19 protein-coding genes are annotated in these 23,673 nt (G+C 64.2%); 9 read left to right on the forward strand and 10 right to left on the reverse strand.

The annotated features are described in order from the left end of the window. Positions 1 to 68 precede the first annotated feature (68 nt). Both P5F91_RS01440 and P5F91_RS01445 read right to left on the reverse strand, forming a co-directional pair. On the reverse strand, positions 69 to 1,142 hold the full coding sequence (locus P5F91_RS01440; RefSeq protein WP_277906254.1) for a serine hydrolase domain-containing protein: 1,074 nt from the start codon (positions 1,140 to 1,142) through the stop codon (positions 69 to 71). Between the two features lie 3 nt (positions 1,143 to 1,145). Then, positions 1,146 to 2,480, reverse strand: a complete 1,335-nt coding sequence (locus P5F91_RS01445) for an MFS transporter (protein WP_277906255.1) — start codon at positions 2,478 to 2,480, stop codon at positions 1,146 to 1,148. A gap of 480 nt (positions 2,481 to 2,960) precedes the next feature. Between P5F91_RS01445 and P5F91_RS01450 the strand changes: the two genes are divergently transcribed. The 6 genes from P5F91_RS01450 to P5F91_RS01475 all read left to right on the forward strand — a co-directional run bounded on the left by P5F91_RS01450 (position 2,961) and on the right by P5F91_RS01475 (position 13,326). Further along, the gene (locus tag P5F91_RS01450; RefSeq protein ID WP_277906256.1) at positions 2,961 to 3,974 is read left to right on the forward strand and encodes an agmatinase; all 1,014 of its coding nucleotides are present in this window, start codon (positions 2,961 to 2,963) and stop codon (positions 3,972 to 3,974) included. A 339-nt stretch (positions 3,975 to 4,313) separates the two neighbouring features. Further along, entirely contained in the window at positions 4,314 to 6,566 is a 2,253-nt protein-coding gene (locus P5F91_RS01455; RefSeq protein WP_277906257.1) for a TonB-dependent receptor, read from the forward strand. A gap of 97 nt (positions 6,567 to 6,663) precedes the next feature. Continuing rightward, positions 6,664 to 8,295: a serine hydrolase domain-containing protein gene (locus P5F91_RS01460; protein ID WP_277906259.1), complete on the forward strand. Its 1,632-nt coding sequence runs from the start codon at positions 6,664 to 6,666 to the stop codon at positions 8,293 to 8,295. A gap of 53 nt (positions 8,296 to 8,348) precedes the next feature. Further along, a complete protein-coding gene (locus P5F91_RS01465) occupies positions 8,349 to 10,322 on the forward strand; it encodes a serine hydrolase domain-containing protein (RefSeq protein WP_277906260.1) in 1,974 nt (657 codons plus the stop codon). 305 nt (positions 10,323 to 10,627) lie between these two features. Continuing rightward, on the forward strand, positions 10,628 to 11,890 hold the full coding sequence (locus P5F91_RS01470; RefSeq protein WP_277906261.1) for a glycosyltransferase family 4 protein: 1,263 nt from the start codon (positions 10,628 to 10,630) through the stop codon (positions 11,888 to 11,890). Further along, complete coding sequence (locus tag P5F91_RS01475) at positions 11,887 to 13,326, forward strand: oligosaccharide flippase family protein (protein ID WP_277906263.1); 1,440 nt, start codon at positions 11,887 to 11,889, stop codon at positions 13,324 to 13,326. The genes P5F91_RS01470 and P5F91_RS01475 overlap by 4 nt, the downstream gene beginning before the upstream one ends. On the opposite strand, the gene P5F91_RS01480 is transcribed toward P5F91_RS01475, so the two are convergent. The 3 genes from P5F91_RS01480 to P5F91_RS01490 form a co-directional block, all read right to left on the reverse strand. Then, a complete protein-coding gene (locus P5F91_RS01480; RefSeq protein WP_145614016.1) occupies positions 13,319 to 14,353 on the reverse strand; it encodes a radical SAM protein in 1,035 nt (344 codons plus the stop codon). The two genes, P5F91_RS01475 and P5F91_RS01480, sit on opposite strands and share 8 nt — an antisense overlap. Positions 14,354 to 14,419: 66 nt before the next feature. Next, positions 14,420 to 15,181, reverse strand: a complete 762-nt coding sequence (locus tag P5F91_RS01485) for a PIG-L family deacetylase (protein WP_145614015.1) — start codon at positions 15,179 to 15,181, stop codon at positions 14,420 to 14,422. Positions 15,182 to 15,218: 37 nt separating this feature from the next. Beyond that, positions 15,219 to 16,355, reverse strand: coding sequence for a glycosyltransferase (locus P5F91_RS01490; RefSeq protein ID WP_145614014.1), 1,137 nt, complete (start codon positions 16,353 to 16,355; stop codon positions 15,219 to 15,221). 100 nt (positions 16,356 to 16,455) lie between these two features. On the opposite strand from P5F91_RS01490, the gene P5F91_RS01495 reads away from it, so the two are divergent. Continuing rightward, positions 16,456 to 16,986 (forward strand): DUF2141 domain-containing protein, encoded by a 531-nt coding sequence (locus P5F91_RS01495; RefSeq protein ID WP_145614013.1) that lies wholly within the window; start codon positions 16,456 to 16,458, stop codon positions 16,984 to 16,986. Here the strand turns inward: P5F91_RS01495 and spt are convergent. Both spt and P5F91_RS01505 read right to left on the reverse strand, forming a co-directional pair. Beyond that, on the reverse strand, positions 16,980 to 18,215 hold the full coding sequence (gene spt / locus P5F91_RS01500; protein WP_277906267.1) for a serine palmitoyltransferase: 1,236 nt from the start codon (positions 18,213 to 18,215) through the stop codon (positions 16,980 to 16,982). The two genes, P5F91_RS01495 and spt, sit on opposite strands and share 7 nt — an antisense overlap. A 3-nt stretch (positions 18,216 to 18,218) precedes the next feature. Continuing rightward, complete coding sequence (locus P5F91_RS01505; RefSeq protein WP_145614019.1) at positions 18,219 to 18,470, reverse strand: acyl carrier protein; 252 nt, start codon at positions 18,468 to 18,470, stop codon at positions 18,219 to 18,221. Between the two features lie 241 nt (positions 18,471 to 18,711). Here P5F91_RS01505 and lptF point away from each other — a divergent pair, with 241 nt between their 5' ends. Together lptF and lptG are read left to right on the forward strand one after the other, a co-directional pair. Continuing rightward, complete coding sequence (lptF, locus tag P5F91_RS01510) at positions 18,712 to 19,863, forward strand: LPS export ABC transporter permease LptF (protein ID WP_145614020.1); 1,152 nt, start codon at positions 18,712 to 18,714, stop codon at positions 19,861 to 19,863. Beyond that, complete coding sequence (gene lptG, locus P5F91_RS01515) at positions 19,850 to 20,959, forward strand: LPS export ABC transporter permease LptG (protein ID WP_145614021.1); 1,110 nt, start codon at positions 19,850 to 19,852, stop codon at positions 20,957 to 20,959. The genes lptF and lptG overlap by 14 nt, the downstream gene beginning before the upstream one ends. Here lptG and P5F91_RS01520 read toward each other — a convergent pair. The 3 genes from P5F91_RS01520 to P5F91_RS01530 all read right to left on the reverse strand — a co-directional run. Further along, positions 20,934 to 21,812 (reverse strand): CDP-alcohol phosphatidyltransferase family protein, encoded by an 879-nt coding sequence (locus P5F91_RS01520; RefSeq protein WP_145614022.1) that lies wholly within the window; start codon positions 21,810 to 21,812, stop codon positions 20,934 to 20,936. The two genes, lptG and P5F91_RS01520, sit on opposite strands and share 26 nt — an antisense overlap. Positions 21,813 to 21,815: 3 nt before the next feature. After that, complete coding sequence (locus P5F91_RS01525; protein ID WP_145614023.1) at positions 21,816 to 22,532, reverse strand: phosphocholine cytidylyltransferase family protein; 717 nt, start codon at positions 22,530 to 22,532, stop codon at positions 21,816 to 21,818. Next, positions 22,529 to 23,673 (reverse strand): inositol-3-phosphate synthase (locus P5F91_RS01530; RefSeq protein WP_479684989.1); only part of this gene is annotated, 1,145 nt, incomplete at its 5' end. The genes P5F91_RS01525 and P5F91_RS01530, both read right to left, overlap by 4 nt.

Below are 23,673 nucleotides of genomic sequence, written 5' to 3' on the forward strand. Positions count from 1 at the left end.
GCGATCAGTGTCGATTTACAGCCACCCAACCTACGGTGCAGGCGGAGCGAGGTAATTTGTCCAGTCGATCAGCCAAAAATCCCGAGAAGACCAGAGGTAATATGAAAAACATTATTGTAAGTATTGTTGGAAAAGACGGCGATCAGGAGATCATCATCGCGGCTGTACAAGAAGAAGCTCCTGAAGCCGACGATAGACCCCTCATGCATGATCAAGTCACCGCTTCGCATGAGTCCCAAGCCGTAGAAACCTTGACCCCGGATGTTCCGCTCGGGCCAACGATATGTATCAGATGGCGCCGCCTGGGCAAGCATGCGCTCGAGAGAGGCGGTCGATAGCTTGGGATGCTCCATAAACTTGTAGACCGTTATCCAACGAGCGAAATCGTCAAGCGTTGTCACCAACCCGCCATCCGCGGGTGTCACAGGCAGGGACGCTACGTCATCTCTCACATGGCAACCTAGCTCATCATCCCATCGGAGGCCGATCGCATCGTCCAACGTAGGAATATAGCGCTCATCATGGATCTGCGAATTCTCCATTCCCATAGGATCAAGGAGCGCCTGCTTAATATAGTTCGCGTAACGGAGGCCCGTCTGGGTCTCAATAATTTCGCCCAAAAGGGTGTAGCCAAGGTTGCAGTAGCGAAATTGCGTCCCCGGCTCGAAATCGAGCGGAAGCGTCATCGCCTCGCGGATCATCCCGTCCATGGTCTTCCCAAAGGCCCAGCCATCGACAACATCATAATAATCGCGTGTTACGGCGTAGTCGGGGATGCCGCTAGTATGTGACAGGAGGTGTTGCACGCTGACAGTCTCCCAGATCGCCGATCGGTGAGGCTCCGGGAGGAACTTATTGATCCGTCCATCAAGCTGCACCATTTCCGTTTCAATCAATTGCATCATCGCGGCAGCCGTGAACTGCTTGGTTATGGACGCGACATGGAAGCGATCAGCGGCGCGATTTTTGAAATGTTCGGACACGGGACCATAAGCGCGTTTATGCAGAACCTGCCCATTGCGGGCTACCATGACAACGCCCGAAAAGTGTTCCGCCTCGATCATCTGGCGAAGGAATGATTCCGCAGCAATATCCACTGCTTCTATGCCCTTCTCAGGGAGGGGATTTTCGCGGCGCGGCATGCGTTAGTGTCCCTGAGGCGTCCGGTTGCTAGCGCCGAAGAGCAATGCAGCCATCAGCGCCAAAGGAACCACGGCCGCTGCGATTGCCCATGACAATCCGGAAATGCGCACAATCACTCCACTGGTCAGAGCGCCGGGCAGCGAGGCGCCAACTCCCAGCCCTAGGCTTATATTCCCCATGCTGATGAATGAGATGCATAAGCCTCTGGCATCGTCCGGGACAATATCTTGGGCAGTCGCGATGCCACAGATTGTCGCGACAGCGGAAACGAAGAGCCAAAATCCGCTTAGTGCAACGACATATCCGGCGGTAGCAGTTGTAAGGAGGATGAGCGAAAGTCCGCCCGACAATCCCAACACGGCGGCGAAGCGAAGCCGAAGCACGTTACCGCCCCTGATAAATAGTCTATCAGCGGCAAATCCGCCGATTACCGTTCCCAGAAAGCCGCAAATCAGGACCACCAGTCCAAAGCCATTGGAAATTTCCCAGGCGGAGGAAGAGAATTCGCGCAGCAACAGCGTCGGCGTCCAACTGATCAGCGCAAAATCGACGGCCGCCAAAGCCGCTAATGCCACAAATATGGGAAGAAGACGCCTCCATCGGCCCCACATTTCATTCAGCACGACCGTGAATGGGCGTTTCCATTGGCCTTGACCGGCTCTTCGTTGCGGCTCGCGAATGAGCAGGAGCAGAGCCAGTACCGGAAAGCCAAGAAGGCCGATGAGCACGAGTGTCGTCCGCCACGGCGTGAAATGGCCGCCACCAAGACTATTGAAAGCCCCGGACTGAGCGAGCGTCAAAACCCCTCCACCTATGACGATCGCCAAGCCGCTTCCCACGTTCATCCCGGATAGGAAAACCGCCATCGGGCGGCCCCTGCGTTCCTGAGGAAAAAGATCGGAGATCATCGATATGGCTGTTGGTGCTAGAATAGCTTCACCAGCAGCGACGAATATCCTTGCCACGATCAGTGAAGCCATGCCGGTGGCCAGGCCACATAGGACTGTTCCGGTACTCCAGATGATTATGCCGATGAGCAGCAGGTTGCGGCGATTGGCGATGTCGGCCAGCCGGCCTGCCGGCAGGCCCGCCAGCGCATAAATGATCGCGAACGAGGTGCCTTGCGCGAGGCCGACCTGGAAATCGGAAATGCCGAGGCTGTTTCTCACCGGATCGACGAGCAGGCTGAATATGAGACGATCCGTGTAGGAAAGGATCGCCGTTACGAAAAAGATGACGACCGTGAGCCATCCCCGTGGACTGGACGGCCATGGCACCGCAGCCCCTGATCCGCCCTGAGCCGGATGCACGCCGGCGCCGCTTTGGTTAGCTGCCATCAGATCGAGCCGATCATGCGTGACGCTTTTGACAAAGCAACAGCGTCGATCTCCACTAGCGCGCCTTCTATGGCCAAGTTGGAGGTCACGGTCGATCGAGCCGGACGTAGATAACGCCGCGCTTCTGCACATTTTCCATATGGAGCCTCCACCCGTTCCTAATCCGTCCGAACGCTCTTCGAAAGGTTGCCTCAGACATCTTTAGGCAGTCCGCGCAAACGCGCGTTTGATTTCCAATTTGCTTCGTTTGCGATGCGATGACAGTCACCTCGCCAGCCCGGTGGTGGGCCCTCGATGCTCAGGTTCGCGTGGTATCTCAAATAAATTTAAGGTGTTCGCAAAGGAAATCCGCCGCCCATGGCCTTAGAAGTTATTAATTCGACCCAGGGGATCGGCAGGGTAAGGTTAAAATTTCGCGATCATTTTCCCGCGTCGCGGCCACCTAAATTGTCGATTGCCTCAGATTGTGGAGTTTGACTGATGAGCGGTCACGCATATGAAGCGGGGAGATTGAACCTGCCTTTCGTCGGCATCTGCACCTTCGGGAAAAGTCCCTATGTGCAGGACTGGTCCCGGATCGATGCCGACGTCGCCATCCTTGGCGCGCCATTCGACGCCGGCACGCAATATCGCGCTGGCGCACGGTTTGGGCCGCGATCGGTGCGGGAAGCGTCTACGCTGTTCAGTTTCGGGCATGCGGGTGCATATGATCACGAGGATGATCGCATCTACCTTGGCCCCGACGTTCGGATGGTTGATATCGGCGATGCGGACATCATTCATACCGACACAATTCAAAGCCATGCCAATATTCGAACCGGCGTCGAGGCGATTCTGGATGCTGGTGCTTTACCAATCGTGATCGGCGGCGATCATTCGATCAACATTCCCTGCATTGACGCCTATGAAGGCCGTGACAGTTTTCACATCTTCCATATAGATGCCCATCTCGACTTCGTGGATGAGCGCCATGGCGTACGCTTTGGCCACGGCAATCCACTGCGCCGGGCTGCGGAGAAACCCTATGTGACGGGCCTGACCCAGGTGGGCATTCGCAACGTCTCCTCTACAGCCAGGGATGGGTATGAAGAGGCTCGGGCGCTGGGTTCGGATATCATTTCAGTCCGACAAGTGCGCGCCTTGGGGGCGGAAGCTGTTATTGCGCGCATTCCCGAAGGCGCTCGGGTTTATGTAACGCTGGATATTGATGGATTCTGCCCGTCGATTGCGCCCGGTACGGGCACCCCAAGTCATGGCGGATTCCTCTACTATGAGGTGCTTGAAATGCTCCAGCACCTCGCTAATCGACACGACATTGTCGGTATGGACCTCGTGGAGGTGGCACCCGATTATGATGCCACCGGCAGCACATCGATTCTTGCTGCTCAGACCTTGCTGAACTTCCTCGGTTTCATATTTGACGCGCGAACCGAAAAGGCAAAGGCCAGGGCGTGCCATACGAAAGTCGCGGTAACCGCCGACAAACTTGCATGAGCAGCAGTTTCAACGAGGCGCCACAGCCACTGGAGCAGATCGATACCCGTCTTCTGTCTTTCGGGGCGTATTCTATTATTTATAGGAAAGTCGAATACTGGAATCCCCACGAGTATAAAAAACTCGCGGGGATTTGTTTTATGGGCATCCATCGGGCGCAGCACTCCCATGCTGGGGCAAACAAATTTGACGGCCGATCAAACACGGGTTCGCCAAGGTTTATTTAACAATGCCACCATAAAACACCGAATGGAGGCTTCATTGAGGGGACAACAGGGCAGGGCGAGCGCCTTGGCGCCAAACCGGAAAAGGCTGCTGGGTGGGGGACTGGGCGCGCTGATGATCGCTGCGGCGCCCGCAATGGCGATTGCCCAGGACACGGGCGACGGTCTTCAGCTGGATGAGATTGTCGTCACGGCGCAAAAGCGTGCCGAACGTATCCAGGATGTTCCCATCAGCATCACCGCCCTGACTGGGGCCGACCTGGAAAAGCGCGGCCTGGTAGGGATGGGAGACTATCTTCTGGCGCAGCCGAGCGTCGTCATCCAGGACCGTGGCCCCGCGCGCAACCAGATTGTCATTCGCGGTATTTCCACCGTGGTGGGGTCCGAGAACCCGACGGTGGCATTTTATATCGACGAGGTGCCCGTCAGTTCCGGCTTGGGCATCAACGCCAATGGCTTTCCCGATCTGCGTACCTTCGACGTAGGGCGGGTCGAGGTCTTGCGCGGGCCGCAGGGCACGCTGTATGGCGCGGGATCGATGGGTGGCACGGTGAAGGTGGTGCCGAACCGCGCCAAGATCGGTGAATGGCAGGTCAAGGCGGAATCCTCCCTGTCGTCGACGGCTGGTGGCGGCCTTGGCAATGAGGTCGCCGCCGCGGTCAACGCGCCGCTGGGCGACACGTTGGCCGTGCGTGTCGCCGGCTATCACTATCACGAGGCCGGTTTCATCAAGGACCGGTTTCCGGGCTCTCCCAACCCGTCGGCGCCCGTGGCCGCCCTGGGCGGGGCGTCGTGGGCGGATGTGGGCGTGTCCTCGTTCGGCGTGCCGGCGCGGTCGGTGGATGACGTCAACGCGGCCAATGTGGATGGGGTCCGGGCCGGCGTCACCTTCCAGCCCACGGAAAAATTGGAGGTCGTTCTCACCGCCCTGGCGCAGCGTTCCAAGGCCAATGGTCTGCCGGAAAATATGCCTACCCTGGGCACGTATACCCAGTCGCGTTTCCTGCCGGAAATGCTCAAAGACAACTATCAGCTTTACGACGCCCTCATCAATTATGACCTGGGGTTCGGCAGGTTGACCTCCGTCACGGCGTATTTGAACCGAAGCCAGGTGCAGTATCGGGACGTCTCCGCCTCTTTCGTCGGGGCGCCCATATCCCTGGATGACGACAACGAGAACAAGAACTTCAGCCAGGAAATCCGGTTCTCGTCGGATGCCCTCAACCCATTCGGCATCCTGCTCGGCGGCTTTTATTCGCGTACGACCGCTCACGCGATTCAGGATGCCGCCTGGCATGGCACGGCCCAATCCCTGCCGGAGTTCACCTCGGTCTTGTTGGGAAGTCCGGTGGCGGCAGGCTCCTCGCTTTTCCACAAGAACGATCGCAACGTGGGTGAACAGCTTTCCGGCTTCGGCGAATTGTCCTACCGCCCCATTGAAAGCCTGAAGCTGTCCGCCGGCCTGCGTGTCGCGAACTACACGCTCACGACCGACGCGTTCCAGGACGGCGCCCTCAACGGCAACGTGGTGACGTCCTATTCGGTCCGCACCGAGGAAACGGTGCCGACGCCCAGCTTCCAGGTGGAATATAAGCCCGAAGAGGGCAGCCTTTACTACGCCCGCGCCGCCAAGGGCTTCCGGCTCGGCGCGCCCAACCAGCCGTTGCCAAGCACATGCGCGGCCGACCTCGCCGCCATCGGCCTTACCAGGGCGCCGTCGTCGGTCAACTCGGACTCCTTGTGGAGTTACGAGGCGGGAGTCAAGCGGACCTTGGCCGGCGGCAGCGCATCCTTGAACGCATCGGCCTTCTACATCGACTGGACGGACATTCAGACCGGCTTCCTGCTGCCCAATTGCGGGTTCTCATTCGCCAGCAACGCCGGCGACGCCCGCAGCCGGGGCTTGGAAATGGACTTCTCCTGGCGGGTCACCAAGAGCCTGACCCTGAACACATCGGGGGCCTTCACCGACGCCACCCTACAAAGCGACTCCCCGCCCTCAACCGGGATAGGCGGGAAGAAGGGAGACCGGCTGCCCGGTATCCCGCGATGGAGCGTGCAGGGTGGGGCGCAGTACGATTTCCCGGTGGTGGACAAGTCCGCCTTCGCCAGGGTCGATGTCCGCTACATTTCCGGCTACCTCAACCGTTTCCCGGGGGCCTCGACGGAGGCGCAACCCGCCGGCAATTTCACCGTGGTCGACGCCCGTATCGGCATGGATGTGAGCAGCGGCCTGCAGGCGGAGATATTCGCCACCAATATCTTTAATACCAAGCAATTGCTGGAAGTGGATACGGAGCTGCCGGACCAGCGGCAGATATTGGGCCGGCCGCGCACGGTCGGGATCACCCTGCGCTACGACTACTGAAACACCGGAATTCACCATCCCTGTCTCGCCCGGACACCTCATCCGAAGTGTCCGGGTGTTCGCCCATGACGTACGGGGTTCCCCAATGACGACTATCATGGATCAGGCGGCGACACTGCCGTCGCAACTGGACGCGCTGTTCGCGCCCTGGAACCGGAGCGACTGCCCGGGTCTGGTGGTGGGGGTTCAGCGCGGCGGGCGTCCCATCTACCGGCGGGCGTTCGGCATGGCCAGCCTGGAAACGGCCTGCGCCAATACCACCACCACCCGGATGCGGATCGGTTCCACCAGCAAGCATTTCCTCGGGCTGCTGGTTCTGCTGCTCCAAGAGCAGGGCCTACTCCAGCTCGACAATCCGATCGGCATGTATCTGCCGGAGCTGGCGGGGACCAATGCCCTGCCAACGCTACGCCAGTTGCTGCAGCACCGTGGCGGAACGCGGTGCCACCTGGACCTCGGTTTTATCGGTCACGGAATGGTTGCCGCGCCAGAGGGCTGCGGCCTGCGGACGCTGCTGCGGCAGACTGGCGCCAATTTCCCCCCGGGGGAAGCGATGATCTATAACAATGGCGGCTACCATCTGGTCTCGCTGGCCGCGTCGCGTGTGACGGGGCAGCCGTTGGACGTATTATTCAAAAGCCACCTGTTCGATCCGCTGGGTATGTCATCCACAACGCTGGCGCCCAGCGATCATGTGATGACGCCCGGCATGGCCAGTATGCACCTGGCGCCGCTGGTGAATGGCCAGTGGCGGCGGGGCCTTTACCCGTCATTGGAAATCCTGGGCGAGGGTGGCATCGTTTCCACCGTGGACGACATGCTCGCCTGGGCCGCGCACCTGCGTTCGCGGGACGCTTTCGGGGCGCCGGAAAGTTGGGGGCAGTTGCTTCAGTCCCAACCGGACGGGGATGGCGCGTCCGGCTGGTACGGGCTGGGGCTGATGACCATCACCTACCGGGGAATGGCGATATGGCGGCATCCCGGCGGCGTGGTCGGTGGGGCATCCGAATTCATTTCCGCCGTGGATGAGGATCTCGACATCATCATCCTCAGCAACGGCGCGCCGGGCGCGTCGCCAACGGCACTTGCGGATCGCGTGATGGACATCGTCCTGGCGGACAAACTGGACCCGCCCGCGCCGCGCCCATTGTTGGAGGATTTCGCGGCGTGGCTGGGCGATTACGTCAGCGCCGACACAGGTTTCCTGTACAGCTTGGAACACCAGGACGGGGCCTTGTGCCTGCGGATCGCCAAATATGCCACGCCGGTGGCGCTGATCCTTGATACGGATGGCAGCCTGGTGACCGGCCTCAGCGGCATCGGCACCATACGCCTGCGGTGCGAGTGGGCGGACGGGCAGCCTTCTGTCAGCCTGCGCTTCGGGGGGCGCGAGGAATTGTTCCACCGCCTCCCCGCACCGACGGAAGACGAAACGCCGGATTGGGCGGCGCTGGCCGGACAGTATGAAAGCGAAGAGAGCGGGCTTTCGGCCACCATCCAACCCCAGGGTGACGCCGCCATCGTGCAGTTTCGGGACGCCTGGGGCGTGTCCGACTTCGAATTGACGGCCATTGGCCGATCCTGGCTGCACATGCGGCCCAGCTCCGACCCCGCAGCCTTCGGCGCGGTGCTGTGGTTTCCCCATGGCTGGTCGTCGGGCTTCGTGCTGCATTCCGCGCGCACGCGCCATCTGCCATTCGCGCGGGCGGGAAAGGCGGGACCGGAATGATGGGCATCTGTCAGCGCACTCTGAAACAAGGACTGCCGATGAAGGGCAATCATATGAAACGGCGCTGCATCACTTTGCTGCGCGGGGCCTTGTTGTCGATACTGGTATCGGCCACTCAGGCCCCCATGGCCTGGTCGCAGCCTGAGGCTCCGGCGCCGCAGGGTGGGCAGCCGGCCCGGGCCCTGACACAAGGGGACGCGGAGGCTTGGCTGGATGGGTTGCTGCCCTATGCCATCCAGCAGGGCGACATCGCCGGCGGTGTCGTCAGCATCGTGAAGGATGGGCAGCTGCTTCTGGCCAAAGGCTACGGCTATGCCGACATGGACAGCCGCACGCCCATGGCCGCCGACACCACCCTCATCCGGCCTGGTTCCATCTCCAAGCTGTTCGTGTGGACAGCCGTCATGCAACTGGTGGAACGGCGCCGGCTGGACCTGGACGCGGACATCAATCGCTATCTGGATTTCCACATCCCCGACTATGACGGCCGGCCGATCACCATGCGGAACATCGTGACGCATAGGAGCGGCTTCGAGGATGTGCTGAAGGACATCATGGGACGGTACCCGCCTCAAAGCCTGGAACATTATGTGAAGACGCGGCTACCGCCGCGGATCTACGCGCCGGGCGCCGTCCCCGCCTATTCCAACTACGCCACGGCCCTGGCCGCCTATGTGGTTGAGCGCATTTCCGGCCAGGGCTTCGCCGCCTATGCGGCCCAGCATATCCTGCGCCCCCTGGGCATGGATCGGTCCACCTTCGACCAGCCGGTGCCGGAGGCCTGGCGCCCGAGCCTGAGCCAGGGATACATCACGGCCAGCGCGGCCCCCGGCTATTACGAATATATCGGACCTTCGCCTGCCGGCGCCTTGACGTCGACCGCGACGGACATGGCGAAGTTCATGCTGGCTCACCTTCAGCTGGGCCGGTTGGCGGACGGCCGCATCCTGACGGAAGAGTCGGCGAGTGCCATGCACGCACTCCAGCCCAAAGTGTTCCCCGCCTTGAACGGGATGGCGACCGGCTTTTACGAGACGACCCGGAATGGCCATCGGTCCATTGCCCACAATGGCGGCACCCAGTTCTTCCACAGCGACCTTCACCTGCTGCTGGATGACGGGGTGGGGATCTTCATCTCACTCAACAGTGCCGGGAACGATGAGGCCGCGACCAGGATCCACAACGCCCTGTTCAACGGCTTCATGGACCGATATTTCCCGGCGGCGCCCATGGCCCCGGCGTACGGTCCCGCCGTCGCGGATGCCCCGCCCGCAACGGTTCGCGATGATGCCAAGGCCTTGTCGGGATACTGGGGACTATCGGAACGGCACACGGCATCGTGGTTGAGCGTGGCAGACCTTCTGGCCCCCGTCGCCATTCACGACAACGGCGATGGCAGCGTCAGCTTTTCCATCCCTACGCGTAGCACGGCGCGCTGGCGCGAGATCGCCCCCAATCTCTGGCGATCGGACGACATGCGGGACAGGATGCAGGTTCTGCCGCCGGAGGGGCGCCCCGCCCTGCTGGGCTTTGATGTCGCGGCACCCATCGCCTTCCTGCCTGTTCCCTGGTGGCGTTCACCGGGTTGGATCATGCCCGGCCTAGTGGGCGCGCTGGCCGTGCTATTGCTCCATGGCCTCGCGCTGCCGGCGGGTGCGCTGGCCCGGCGCGTTTATGGCCTGGAGAACAAGCCGCGTGCACAATGGTTGGACCACCGGGTCCCGAAGCTGTTGAGCCTGGCCCTGATCGCGGCCCTGGCGGCCTATCCCGTGTTGCTTTCCGTCCTGTCCGCCGATTTCACCTACTTCTCGGCCAGAACCGACGGCATCACTTACGTTCTGGAAGGCGTTACGCTGCTGCTGCTGTGTGGCGCCACGGGGCTGGCGATACTTTCAACGATGGCGCAGTGGCGACGGCATTCCGGGATGTGGCGGAAGGTGGGGGCGTTGGTTCTCCTGGCCGCCCTGGCCCTGGTGTGGTGGGTCGCGATCGCTTTCCGGCTGATAAACTTCAATCTCCAGTATTGAAATCACCGAGCGGGTCACCGCCTGGCGGTGGCCCGCAGGGAATTTACAAAACAGTAGGTGAAAATCGGGCAAGGCGCGTCAAAAGGATGTGAGCACCCTCACACTTTTGTGACGGAATGATGGCCGATACACCGTATCGATGCCATTTCCGTCCCCGTGACCCATAAGCGGTGTGCCGGGGCCGGATTCCAACCGGCCATTCAGCATGCCCGGTGAGAGGAACGGTGGGGGCCGTCGCTATTGAATCCGGCGATCACCTATGAAAGAAACGGGCACCCCTCCGCTTTCCCATGGTGCAGTTTTCGATGCGAATATTATTCACTTTCGAGAACCCTTTACCAAGCACCGAAGCGGACGCTGAAGTATTTACCACCACGGCCCGGTATCTGGCCCCGCTGACGGAAGGGGCGTGGCTGCACGTCCCCCTGAAGGACGCGGCTGGTCGGGCGGCGGCGGAGGCCCTGGCCGGCATGCCGGTGGTCGACGCGCGTGCGCCGATCACGCCGGCGGCGCTGCGGCATTTCCTCTGCGGGCTCACCCTGCCTTTCCGGAAAGAGTTTCGCCGGGCCGACGTGGTCTACACCCGCAACCTCTGGGTCGCCTGGATGGCCATCCTGTTCGGGCAGAAGGTCGCCTTCGATCACTACCGCCCATGGCCCGACCAGATCCCGCCGCTGCAGTTCTGGCTGTACCGCCTGCTCAGCCATCCGCGCTTCATCGTCAAGATCTGCCATTCCGATTACACCCGGCGCAAATACCTGGCCTTGGGAATTCCCGAGGACAAAGTGCGCTGCATCCGCAACGGCTATGAACCGGCCCGGTTCCAAGCCCGCATCCCCCTTGAAGAGGCCAAGCGGCGGATCGGCGTCGAGCCCGGTCAGAAAACGGTCGTCTACACCGGCCGGGTAAACCACAAGAAGGGCTTGGCCCTGGCGGTCGAAGCGGCCAGGGAGCGGCCGGATGTCCTGTTCATCCTGGTGGGGTCGTATGGGGAAGGGCCGATCGAGGCCATGGCCCGCGACGTGCCCAATGTCCGCATCGTCCCCTATCAGCCGGCGGACAAGCTAGCCGACTACATCTACGCCGCAGACATTCTGCTGATTCCGCCGTCCTGGCTGCCGCTGGCGGAGTTCGGATCGACAGTCCTGCCGCTGAAGGTATTTTTCTACCTCGCTTCCGGCCGGCCCATCCTGGCTGGGCGCACCCCCGATGTGGGCGAGGTGCTGCGCCACGATGAGAACGCCCATCTCTGCCCACCCGATTCCGTACCCGACCTTGTCGCCGGCATAGACGCGCTGCTGGGCGATCCCGCCCGTGCCGCCCGCTTGGCGGAAACGGCCCTGGCCGACAGCCGTGACTACACCTGGGCCGCGCGGGCGCAGCGCATCTACGCCCTGGTGGAGGAGCGCATGCGCGCCGCCCCGGTGAGGGCCGGCACCTGGGGCAGGCGGGAATTCCGGGCGTGGCGCCAGCAGTCGCGCCATTGGCTGGCCCACCTGGTCAATAAGGGCGCCTGGGTACTGCCGCCCCGTCCCGAGGCCACCCTCGGAATGGATAGGAAAACGTGAGCGACGGCGACCATCAGCGCCATCTGCGCCGGGGCTTCAACTGGCTGGGCGGCGCCACCGTCCTGGCCAAGGTCATCGATTTCTCCACCATCCTCGCCGTGCTGACCTTCCTCAGCAAGGAACAGGTGGGAGTGGCCTCATTGGTCATCTCCACCGGCATGGTGATCGAGGCCTTCGACGGGTTGGGCACGGGCGACGCTCTGGTCCAGGCGCCCGCGGTGGCCAAGCGTCAGCTGGACAGCCTCTTCTGGTTCATTCTGGGCGCCGCCTTCTTGATGGGTGCGGTGACCTTGGCGGCGGCACCGGGGCTGGAGGCCCTGTACGGCGTCACCGGCATGGCGGCCTACTTCGTCGCCGTGGCTGCCAAGCAGCCGATGGTCGCCGCCGCTGTGATCCCGCTGGCGCTGCTGAACCGCGACCTGAAATATGAGCGGATCGCCGTCGTCAACGTGGCGGCCACGCTGGGGGCGGCGCTGACGCGGCTGGGCCTGGCTGTGGCGGGCGCCGGGGCCTGGGCCCTGGTAGCGGGTTATGTTTCCAGCGGTCTCTACACGCTGATCGGCGCCACGCTGGCGCGCCCCTTCCGCCCGGGGGCGCACTTCCGGTGGGACGACATCCGCGGCCTGGTCCGCTTCGGCTTCCGCGCCGCGGCGGTCAACCTGTTCGAGCAAATCTTCAAGAACATCGATTTCCTGCTGGTGGGCTGGTTCTACGGCCCGGCCCCCCTGGCGCTGTACCGGGTCGCCTTCGACATCGCCATGGAACCGGTGATGGCGGTGGGCACGCTCATCAACCGCACGGCGCTGCCCGTCTTCGCCCGCCTGGCTGGCGACAGGGCCGGACTGACCCGATCGCTGACCTGGTCCTTGCGCCGACTGGCCCTGCTGACGGCCCCCCTGATGGTGGGCCTGATCCTGGCGGCCGACCCTCTGACCACCCTGATCCATGACGACCACGGCCTCAGCTATACCGCCGCCGCCCTGCCGCTGAAGCTGTTGGCCGCGGCCGCCCTGCTGCGCGTGACCTCGCAACTGCTGACGCCGCTGATGATGGCGTCGGGACGGCCGGGCCTGGCGGCCCAGCTGTCAGCCGCCACGCTGACCCTGCTGAGCGCCGGCATCGTCGCGGTGGGGGCCCTGCTGCCGGCCGAGGGCGGAATCATCGCCGTCGCGGCGGTGTGGCTGGCGATCTATCCGCCGCTGCTGGCGTGGGGCGCCCGCTATCTGGAGCGGACATGGGCCATCGGCGCCGCCAGCGTCGCCCGGGCCTTCCTGCTGCCCGCCGCCGGCGTTGCCGTCATGGCCGCCGTGGTCTGGACCCTGCGCCTGCTGCCCGGGGGCGAAAGGCCCGCTGTCAGCGTCGCCATCGTCGCGGTGGCGATGGCGGCCGCCTACGGCGGGCTGTTCCGGTACGACCGGGAAAAGCCGGTCAGCTGACCGGCTTGGCCGCACCATCCGCCGGCGGCGCGCCGGCCGGCCGGACCGTGGGGTCCGGAATGGACTGGCGCCGCCGGTCGAACATGCTCATCTGGTGCACGCAGCTCAGGGTGCACGTCGGGGCGCAGCCCTTTTCGGTGTGATATTCCCGCTTGATGTCTTCCAGCGTGTAGTCCAGCAGCGGCTTGTTGGGATAGCCGCGCTGCTGCGAACACCAATGCACCCGCCCGTCCTCGGTGACGTACAGGTAACGGGCGCCGGCGCGGCACTGCCAATCGTTGGCCTGGCCGTTCATCAGGTTTTTCTGGAACAGCCGGTAGTTCAAGGTGTGCACCAGGGACGGCGAAATCTGGGTGACCTTCTCATAGGCCAGCATCTGCGCTGGGCTCAGGGGCTTCAGCGTGCCGCTGCCGTCATGCAACACGCCCACGGAATGCTGCAGGCCGAACTTGGCAGCCGTTTCCGCCACCGTCACCACGTCCTGCGTCCGCTCCCCCGTGACGCCCAGCACGGAGTTCACATTGACCTTGAACAGCGCATGCTTGGACAGCAGCTCCAGCTTGCCCTCGACCGACTTCAGGCTCTTCATCGAGATTTCGTCGGGCTCAAGGTTGTCGATGCTGATCTGCATGCCCTGAAGGCCAGCGGCATTCAGGCGGTCGATCCATTCCTTGGTCAGGCGGAAGCCGTTGGTGATGGTGGTGACGATCATCCCCTTCTGCCGGGCATGGCGCACGGCCTTGTCCAGGTCGGGGTTCAGCAGGGGCTCGCCGCCCGTGAAGGTGATGGAGGACGTCTTCAGCGCCGCCAGATGATCGACGCGCGCCAGCAAGTCCTTCAGCGGTACGGGCGGGGAGAAGTCGTCATATTCGTTGCAATAGCCGCAGGCCAGGTTGCAGCGGCGCGTCACCACGACCTGGGCTAGCAGCGGCGTGTACCGCTGCCCGACGGCGCGGGCGGCGAAGCGGAGACCGGCGGCCAGGTTTTCCAGGCGGCCGGGACGGGTGGTATCAGTCGTCGAGGTCATGGGGACATTCCGCGCAGCAGATCGTGTTTCGCAGCAGGCCGTGTTTCAAAGCGAAGGGACCGAGGATCAAACCGGAAGGGGCGGCAGGCGCCGCCGCGCCCGGCGCCAGGGCGGAGGCCACCAGCGCAGGCCGGCCACGTCCAACATCTCCTCCCCCGCCATGGGGTGGCGACCTTCGGCCTCCGGCGCGTGGCCGTAAAGTGTTTCTTGCGCCGGCCAGCGGTGAAATGGCGTCCAGGTCCAGGCGCCATGGCGCCGGTACGTCTTCATCAGGCTGCGCGCCAGGGCGACGTCGGGCCGGACGTGGCGCCGATCCGTCCAGCACGGGGCGCCGGCCAGCCGGGTGGCCAGCGGCCAGCTCCTGGTGTCCACATAGTTGCTGAACCAGACGCGAAAGCCCAGCTCCGCCTGAAGGGTGGTGACGGCACGGTGGACCTGCACGTGCTCGGCGTGGCCGTACTCCCCCCAGGGGTTATGGGTGTAGACCTCCGCGCATCCCGCCAGGGCCGGGCGCAGGGCCGCCATCAGGCGGGGAAAGTTCGCCTCATAACGGGTGCGGGCCGCCGCGTCGGTGATCTGCAGCCCCTGGGGCGTGACCATCGGGCTGGCCCGGTCGATGGCGAAGCCGGCGCCGCTTTCCGGAATGCGGAGGTCGATCAGGCCCGGCAAGGCCAGGGCCGCCACCGCGCGCTGCCGCGCCGCCGCCTTGGCCGGCCGACCGAAGGGATCGCCGAAGCAGAAGACAACCCGGTCGGCCCCGGCGAGGGCGGAGCTGAGCCATAGGATCTCGTCGTCCGGATGGGCGACCACGACTGCCCGCCCAGCCATCCTCTGGTCACTCCCCCGTTCGGGACCTGAGGCGCCGTCATGCCGCATGGCCGGCCACCTGGTCGTATATATCCTCCAGCGCTGCCGTCTGGCGGGTGATGTCGAACCGCGCCCCCACGTGAGCGCGCGCCTCCCATCCCATGCGGTGGCGCAGGTCGCGGTTGTCCAGCAGGGTTTCCATATGCCGGGCCAGGGCCTCGGCATCGCGCTCCGGCGCCAGCAGGCCGGTGCGGTCCTCCACGATGGCTTCCGGAATGCCACCGATGCGGCTGCCGATCACGGGGACACCGGTGGCGGCGGCCTCCAGCATGACCATGCCCAGGCCCTCGACGCGCCCGGTGTTGGTGCGCACGCTGGGCAGGACCAGCATCGCCGCCCGGCGCATCCGCGCCAGAACCTCGGTATGGGGCAGGGCTCCCAAGAAGCGTATGCGACTGCTCAATCCCAGCGTTCCCGCAAGCCGTTGCAACGGCTTGCGCAAAGGCCCGTCGCCGATGATGTCCAGTTGGGCCTTGGGATGCCAATCCGCAAGAAGGGAGAAGGCGCGGATCAGATATTCCGCCCCTTTCACCTCCACCAGGCGGGCGACGTGCAGGATGGTCGGCGTCTCCTCCTCCGGGTCGCGGGGGCGGATGGCCTGGCAATCGACGCCGATGTAGTGCACCCGCGTCCGCTCCGCCGGGAAGCCCATGGCCAGCACCCGCTCCCGAATGAAGGCGGAGGCGCAGAGGAACAGGTCCCCCTGCCGGGCCAGGCGGCCGCGGAACAGGGGATAGTTCACCCAGGCGGGCGACATCATCAGCGCCGCGGTTGACAGCGTCGCGTCGAAGCCGTGGAAGGTGGTGATCAGCGGCAGGCCCAGGCGACGCGCCACCGGCAGGGCATAGACGCCCTCCACCCCGAAATGGGCATGGATCAGGGCCGGGCGCCGCCCCGCCAGCAGGCGCTGATACGGTGCCGGATCGCGGGTCAGCATCTGCCAGCCGATGCGGGGCAGGGTGAGGCGCGGCCAGAGATCGGCCAGCGCCAGCGAGGCGGCGCCCGGCGGCGGCGGGCCATACCGCAGGCGCCCGACGTATAGCGGCGCATGGCGGCGCAGGAAGCGCGCCTGCTCCGTGATGAAGGTCTCGGAAACCCGGAACAGATTGTGCCGGAAGATGACCACGTCACGCATGCATGGGGTCTTCACAGGGCTTGAAGTCCATCTGTCGCCGCCCGTACATGGTGCGTGCGGGCGCGCCCGGAAGAATGGACTGGTGGGGGACAAGTTGGTGATGCGAGGCAAGCTTAAAGCCCGCGCCGTGCTGGCGGGCATCTGGTCTCTGGCGGTGGTGGCGGCCCCGGTGACGGCGGTCCTGGCCCTGCCCGCGGTGGCCCGGGCGGAGAAGGCGGTGGCCATGCCCGGCCCGCCGTGCGACCCGGCCGATGCCGCCCAGGTCCGGCTGCGGCTCAACATCACCGGCATGCACTCGGGCAAGGGCAACGTCACCATCACCATCTATCCGGACGATGCCGATCATTTCCTGGACGGTGCCTATAAGGTCGCCCGCCAGATCCTGCCGGTCGTCCTGCCCGTGACGGAGGCCTGTTTCGTCCTGCCCCAGGCCGGCCATTACGCGGTCGCGTTGTTTCATGATGAAAACGACAATGGCCATTTCGATACGACGATGCTCGGCATTCCGGCGGAGGGGTACGGCTTCTCCAACAATCCGACGCTGTACCTGGGACCGCCGGACCTGGGCAAGGTGCGCATCCCCGTCCAGGCCGGGGACAATCCCGTTTCCGTGCTGATGAAGTACTACTGAGCGGCGGCGCGGATTTCGGGCTGGGCGACCGGCTCTGCCGGGATGAGGCCCAGTTCGCGTCCCGTGGTGGCGAACAGGGAGAGGGCGTGGTCGATCTGGCTGCGGCTGTGAGCGGCGCTGACGCTGGAGCGGAGCAGGGCAAGGCCCTTGGGTGTGGCGGGGGGCAGGCTGACGTTGGTGTAAAGGCCGGCCTCCAGCAGGCGTGTCCAGAAGGCGAAGGCCGTCTTGGGATCCGGCATGATGGCGGAGACGACGGGGCTGGCCTCGGGCCCGACATGGAAGCCCAGGTCGCCGAGGCCGGCATGGAAGCGGCGGGCGTTGTCCATCAGCTGCTGGCGCAAGGCCGGGCGGTGGCGCAGCTGGTTCAGCGCCTCCGTCACCGCCGCCACCACGGCCGGAGGTAGGGAGGCGGTGAACATGTAAGGCCGGCTGGCGACACGCAGGATGTCGAAGCCGTCCATGTCGCTGACGCAGAAGCCGCCGATGCCGCCCAGGCTCTTGGAGAAGGTGCCGACGATGAAGTCGACCTCGTCCTCGACGCCGGCGGCCTCGGTCAGGCCGCGCCCGGTGCGCCCCAGGACGCCCAGGGAATGGGCCTCGTCCACCACCAGGTAGGCGCCCCACTTGCGCTTGACCTCGACGAACTCGCGCAGGGGGGCGGTATCGCCCAGCATGGAATAGATGCCTTCGACGACGATGACCTTGTCGCCGGGGGTGTCGGCCAGGCGGCGCAGGCGGTTGTCCAGGTCGTCGGGGTCGTTGTGGCGGAAGCGGGTGACCTGGGCGTGGCCCAGGCGGGATCCGTCATAGATGCTGGCGTGACTGTCGGCGTCCAGGATCAGGTGGTCGTCCTTGCCGGCGAGGGCGGAAAGGATGCCCAGATTGGCCTGGTAGCCGGTGGAGAACACCATGCAGTGCCGGCGGCCGTAGAAGTCGGCCAAGTGGCGTTCCAGCTGCCGGTGGCCGCCGTAGCTGCCGTTGGCCACGCGCGAGCCGGTGGTGCCGGCGCCCAGGCTGCGGGTCGCGGCGACGGCGGCATCGATGACGTGGGGGTCGTAGGTCAGCCCCAGGTAGTTGTTGGTGCCCAGCAGCAGGATGCGCCGGCCGGCGATCATCCCCTCGGTCGGGGAGAGCACCCGGTCGAAGCTGACGTTGAAGGGATTGTAGCCGGTGGATTCCAGGCTCTCGAACTGCCCCATCAGCGGCGCGAACTTATCGAAAAGAGCCATAGGTCAGCGGTTGCCCTTAAGGTCACGTGCCGTAGCGATAAGATCGCCGATGGTCTTCACCTCGGCGATCCGGTCCAGCGGGATGGAGATGTCGAGCGCATCTTCGATCTCCATCACGAAATCCATGACCGCAACCGAATCCAGACCGAGGCCTTCGGTGATGTTCGTATCATCCGATAATTCGACGGGCCGTTCCAGGGAGGCACGGAGGGCGTCGAATACAAGCGACCGGATCTGTTCTTCTGAATTAGCCATGCTTCTATATTAGCTATGCCACCATCGCGGAGCCGCCATTCCGCCCTCTCGCAATTTAGCGAAGGCTTCATATATCCGCCGTAACCTTTATAGAAGGCTGTCGTCGGATTGTCATAGACATTAATGCAAGATGTCGTATGCCATATGCGAACAGTCGTTGCGATAGCGCCGGGGGAGTTAGTAGGCACCCGGCTTGATAGGGTAATCCCCTGACGAACCAAGCGCGGGATGGCGTAGAGCTTTGATCATCGAACGCTACCTGATTCGAGAAGTCGCGAAGCCGCTGGCGGCCGTACTGGGCATCCTTGCGGCCCTGTTCGTGGGCTACAGCACCGCGGGCCTGCTGGCAGACGCGGTCAACGGCCTGTTGCCGACCGGCGCCATCGCTGAATTGGTCGGGCTCAAGCTCCTGATCTCGCTAGAGGTTCTGATTCCCATATCGCTGTACGTCTCAGTGGTGATGGCCTTCGGCAAGCTCTACGGTGACTCCGAAATCACGGCCATGTTCGCCCTGCACGTGAGTCCCGGCATCGTGTTGCGCGCGCTGTTCATGCTGTCGGGCGGTCTGGCGGTGCTGGTGCTGGCGCTTTCCCTGTTCGTACGCCCCTGGGCCTATGAGAAGTCGCACGACATCACGTATCGCGCACAGCTTTCCATGAACGTCGATGCCATGGAATCGGGCACCTTCTACCTCAACAAGCACGGTGGCCGGGTCATCTTCTTCCCCCGGCGGGAGGGCATCCGGGGGCCAGCGAAAGAGGTTTTCATCCAGATCCAGCATCCGACCACCACCGACATCATCATGGCGCAGAGCGCCCACGCACTGCCGCCGAAACGGGACGGCGGATCGAACGTGCAACTGGATGGTGCGCACGTCTATTTCCTGGGGCGTGACGACTCGACCCAGGACCGTATGATGGATGTGGGCAGCGTCACGCTGGACCCCGCCAACCACAACATCGCCCCGCAGGAATACAGCGCCACAGGCGTCAGCAGCGCTCGCCTGGCCCGCTCCAGCGATCCTGCCGACATCGCGGAGTTCCAGTGGCGGCTGTCCACCTGCCTCTCCACCCTCCTGCTGGGCTTGCTGGGCATGCCCCTCAGCCGCGTCAATCCCCGGCAGGGGGGGCGCTACGCCAAGTTCGGCACCGCCATCCTGGTCTATTCCGGCTATTACCTGCTGTGCACGTCGGCCCGCACCTGGGTGCAGCATGGCTCCGTCGGCGCCATTCCCGGCATCTGGTGGGCGCCGGCGCTGCTGGCGGTGCTGCTGGTCGTGGCGCTGTACTGGCCGCAATGGAACGTGGAGTTCCGTGTCCGGGCCCTGGTCAAGCGGCTGTCGGGCAGCCTTGAGGTGCCGCGGGAACACACTGTCCGCCATGACCCAGTTTGATCGGTATATCGGCGGCGCGACACTGAAGGCTTTCCTGACGGTCGCTGGCGGAGTCGTGGCGCTGTTCAGCCTGCTGGAGTTCGTCGAACAGCTGAAGTCAGTGGGCGAGGGCCAATACCACGTGGTCAACGCCTTGGTCTATGTGCTGCTGACCAGCCCGTCGCGCCTTTTGCAGGTGGCGCCCGTTGCCATGCTGATCGGCACCCTGCTGGCCCTGGGCAGCCTGAGCAAGGGCTCGGAACTGACGGCCATGCGTGCCTTGTGCCTATCGGAAGTGCGCATCATCGGGTCGGTGCTCAAGCTGCTGCCGCCGGTCGTCCTCGTGCTGTTCCTGGTGGCCGAATTTGTCATTCCGCCAGCGCAACATTTGGCCCTGACCCTGCGGTCCGCCGCTTTGGCCGACTCACCCCTGGCGGACACCGGCGACAGCTTCTGGGCCGGCGGCGCGCGGCAATACCTGAACGTGCTGCGGATCGAGAGCAAGAACGTCCTGCGCGGCGTGAACGTCTACACCTTCTCCCAGGATGGACGGCTGGAGACGTTTATCCATGCCGACCGCGCCGAAATCCAGGCGGAGGGGCCCTGGCAACTGCGCGACGTGACGCGCAAGACCGTGGACGCCAAACAGATCCATACCGAGCATCTGGACAGCCTGTCCTGGGCATCCTTCCTGCCGGGCAAGCGCGTGCAGGACCTGATGCCAGTGCCGGAGAACATGTCGCCGACAGACCTTTATCGCTATGTCCGCGAACTGGGGCGGCAGGGGCAGCACGCCGTGCGTTATGAACAGGAACTGTGGACCAAGCTCAGCCTGCCGCTGACCATGCTGGCCATGGCGCTGATCGCGGCGCCGTTCGTGTTCGGGCCGCCGCGGTCCCAGTCCACGGGCCAGCAGATCACCATCGGCGCCGTGATCGGCATCGTCTTTTCCCTGACGCAGCAGATTTCCGATCGCCTGGATTTGCTGCTGAACCTCAGCCCCGCCGTGACGGCCCTGGGCCCGTCGCTGATCCTGATCGGGCTGGCGGCCTATCTCTTCCACCGGGCGCACAGGACGCGCCCGGTACCGGCTATGCCGCCTGTCGCAGGCTTGTGAGGAAGCGGGTGGAGCGGGCGGCTTGGCGCGACAGCAGGACGGCCAGGATCAGGCTGAAGCCCACCAGTTCGAACCAGAAATACAGCAGCGGCCGGCCCACGGCGGCGGCGATGAAAATGCCCAGCGTGCGGTAGTTGGCCGACAGGATGGACCAATGCCGCACAGCCGGGGCGAAGGCTGCCCGGTACGCCTCCCGAATCTTCGGCGCGTGGGTCGCGTCGGCCGCCAAGGCACGCGCCAGTTCGTCGTGGAAGCCCACGGTGACGCCCGTCGTCAGATACTGCAGGTGCAGATACAGGCGGTAGAGCGCGCCCAGCACGCCCGGGCGGTGCGCCGCCGGGGTGTCCAGCTTGGCCAGTTCGGCGGATTTCCGTCCCCAGCCCCAGAAGTTGTAGCACTGGCGCTGCATCTCGTAGGCGGCGGACTGGACCGCGTGGGCCACGCCAGCGGCCACGATGACGATCCACACCCAGGCGCCTTGTTCCGCCGCCAGCGTCATGGCCAGGCCGACATAGACGGCGATGAAGGTGACGTAGTCGCAGATGCCGTCCAGGATCTTGCCGGTTTCCGACTGCGCGTTGGTCAGCCGGGCCAACTGGCCGTCGGCGCCGTCCATGACATGCCAGGCGATCATCAGGATGAAGGCCGCCACGGTCCACGCCAGGGTCTGGTAATGGGTGTAGGCCACGCCGGCGGCGATGCCGAAGGCCATCCCGGCCAGGGACACCGCGTTCGGCGGTATCCCCAGGGCGGCGAACCTGGGGGTCAGCCAGCCTGAGATGGGATGGATGACGTACAGGTTGGTGACCTCCTCGATTTCGGAGGTCCGCTTGACCGGTTCAGTGGTTTGCATGGCTCAGAGCTGGCCGGCGTCCAGAAGCTTTTCGGCCTTCTCGAACGCGGCCGGGTCGTCGACGTCGATCCAGAACCGGTCGCCGATGTCGTGGACGCAGGCCTTCTTCCAGCCCGCCAGCACGTTCATGGCGCCCGAGATGCTGTCGTCGCCCTTGGCCTGGCTTTCCTCCAGCGCCGCGAACATGCCCGGCGTGCAGAGGAAGACGCCGGTGTCGAAGGCGTTGAAGTCGCGGATCACCTTGCCGATGTGCACGATTCGGCCGTCCACGCACTTCACGCGCGTGACGTCTTCCGGGTCGTTCAGCGGCCGTTCGATGTTGAAGTCGACGGCCAGGGTCACGGTGTCCGGCTCCGGCCGCAGCGCCATCAGGCCCTGGAAAATGCCGGGGTCCACCAGGTGATCGCACATGGTCAGCAGGAAGGGCTCCGTCAGCAAGGCCTTCGCCTTGTGGACCGAGACGCCGTTGGCCCGTTCCCATTCGTCGTTGGCGACATGGGAGACGGCAACACCCACCCGTGCCGCCAGCACATCCACGGCAGCCCGCAGCTCTTCGCCGCGATAGCCGCTGACCACCACGAATTCCGTGATGCCGGCAGCACGCCCCCGCTCCATCACGCGCTCGATCAGAGGGCTGCCCTTGATGGGGATGAGCGGCTTGAGGAGGCCGCGCTCCCGCAGCCGGGTTCCTTGCCCGGCTGCGACGATGAGGCACTTCATTTGGCGACGGCGAGCTTCAGGGTGGTGCTGCGGATGAATGTCTCGGTCATCTGGTAGGCGATGTCGTCGGTGTACTGGACCGGGGGGTGCTTGCAGAAATAGGCGCTGGGACCTTCCAGGATGCCGCCGATGCCGTTGTCCAAGGCCAGCTTGCAGCAGCGGATCATGTCGATGACGACGCCGGCGGAATTGGGCGAGTCCTCGACCGACAGGCGCAGCTCGATGTCCATGGGGACGTCGCCGAACAGGTGGCCCTCCATGCGGATGAAGCACAGCTTGTTGTCGTTCTGCCAGGGCACGTAGTCGCTGGGGCCGACATGGATGTTGTCGTCCTCGATGCGCTTGTGGGCGACGGCCTGCACGGCCTCGGTCTTCGACGTCTTCTTGGAGGCCAGGCGGTGCTGGTTCTTCATGTTGAGGAAGTCGGTGTTGCCGCCGGTGTTGAGCTGGTAGGTGCGCAGCAGCTTGACGCCGCGCTTGGCGAACAGGTCGGTCAGCACGCGGTGGGTGATGGTGGCGCCCAGCTGGGATTTGATGTCGTCGCCGATGATGGGCAGGTTGCGGGCCTTGAAGCGGTCGGCGAAGGCTTTGTCGCTGGCGATGAACACCGGCATGTTGTTGATGAAGGCGACGCCGGCCTCCAGCGCGCATTCCGCGTAGAAGCGGGCGGCCTGTTCGGAGCCCACGGGCATGTAGTTCAGCAGGACCTCGGCGCCGGTGCGCTTCAGCTCGGCGACGATCTCCTCCTTGCTCAGCTCGGCCGCGTCGGCGCGCACGAAGGTGCGGTCTTCCGAATAGTCCGCCATGTGGTCGGAGATGCCGTCCAGCACCTGGCCCATCTTGACGGTCACGCCGCTGTCGGGAATGTCGGCCTGGAAAACCTTGGTGCAGTTGGGCTTGGCGAAGATGGCGCGATGGACGTCGGTGCCCACCTTGCGCGCGTCCACGTCGAACGCGGCGACGACCGCGATGTCGCAGGGCAGGAAGCCCCCGATCTCACGATGCATCAGACCAACCACACCGTCGCGGCAGCGCTCAGGGGTGTAGTAATGAATGCCCTGGATCAGCGCGCTCGCACAGTTTCCGATGCCTGCGATGGCAATACGGATTTTGGCCCTCTGCATGACGTAACCTGTGAGTT

It is taken from the genome of Nitrospirillum amazonense (genome assembly GCF_029594735.1).
Classification (GTDB): domain Bacteria; phylum Pseudomonadota; class Alphaproteobacteria; order Azospirillales; family Azospirillaceae; genus Nitrospirillum; species Nitrospirillum amazonense.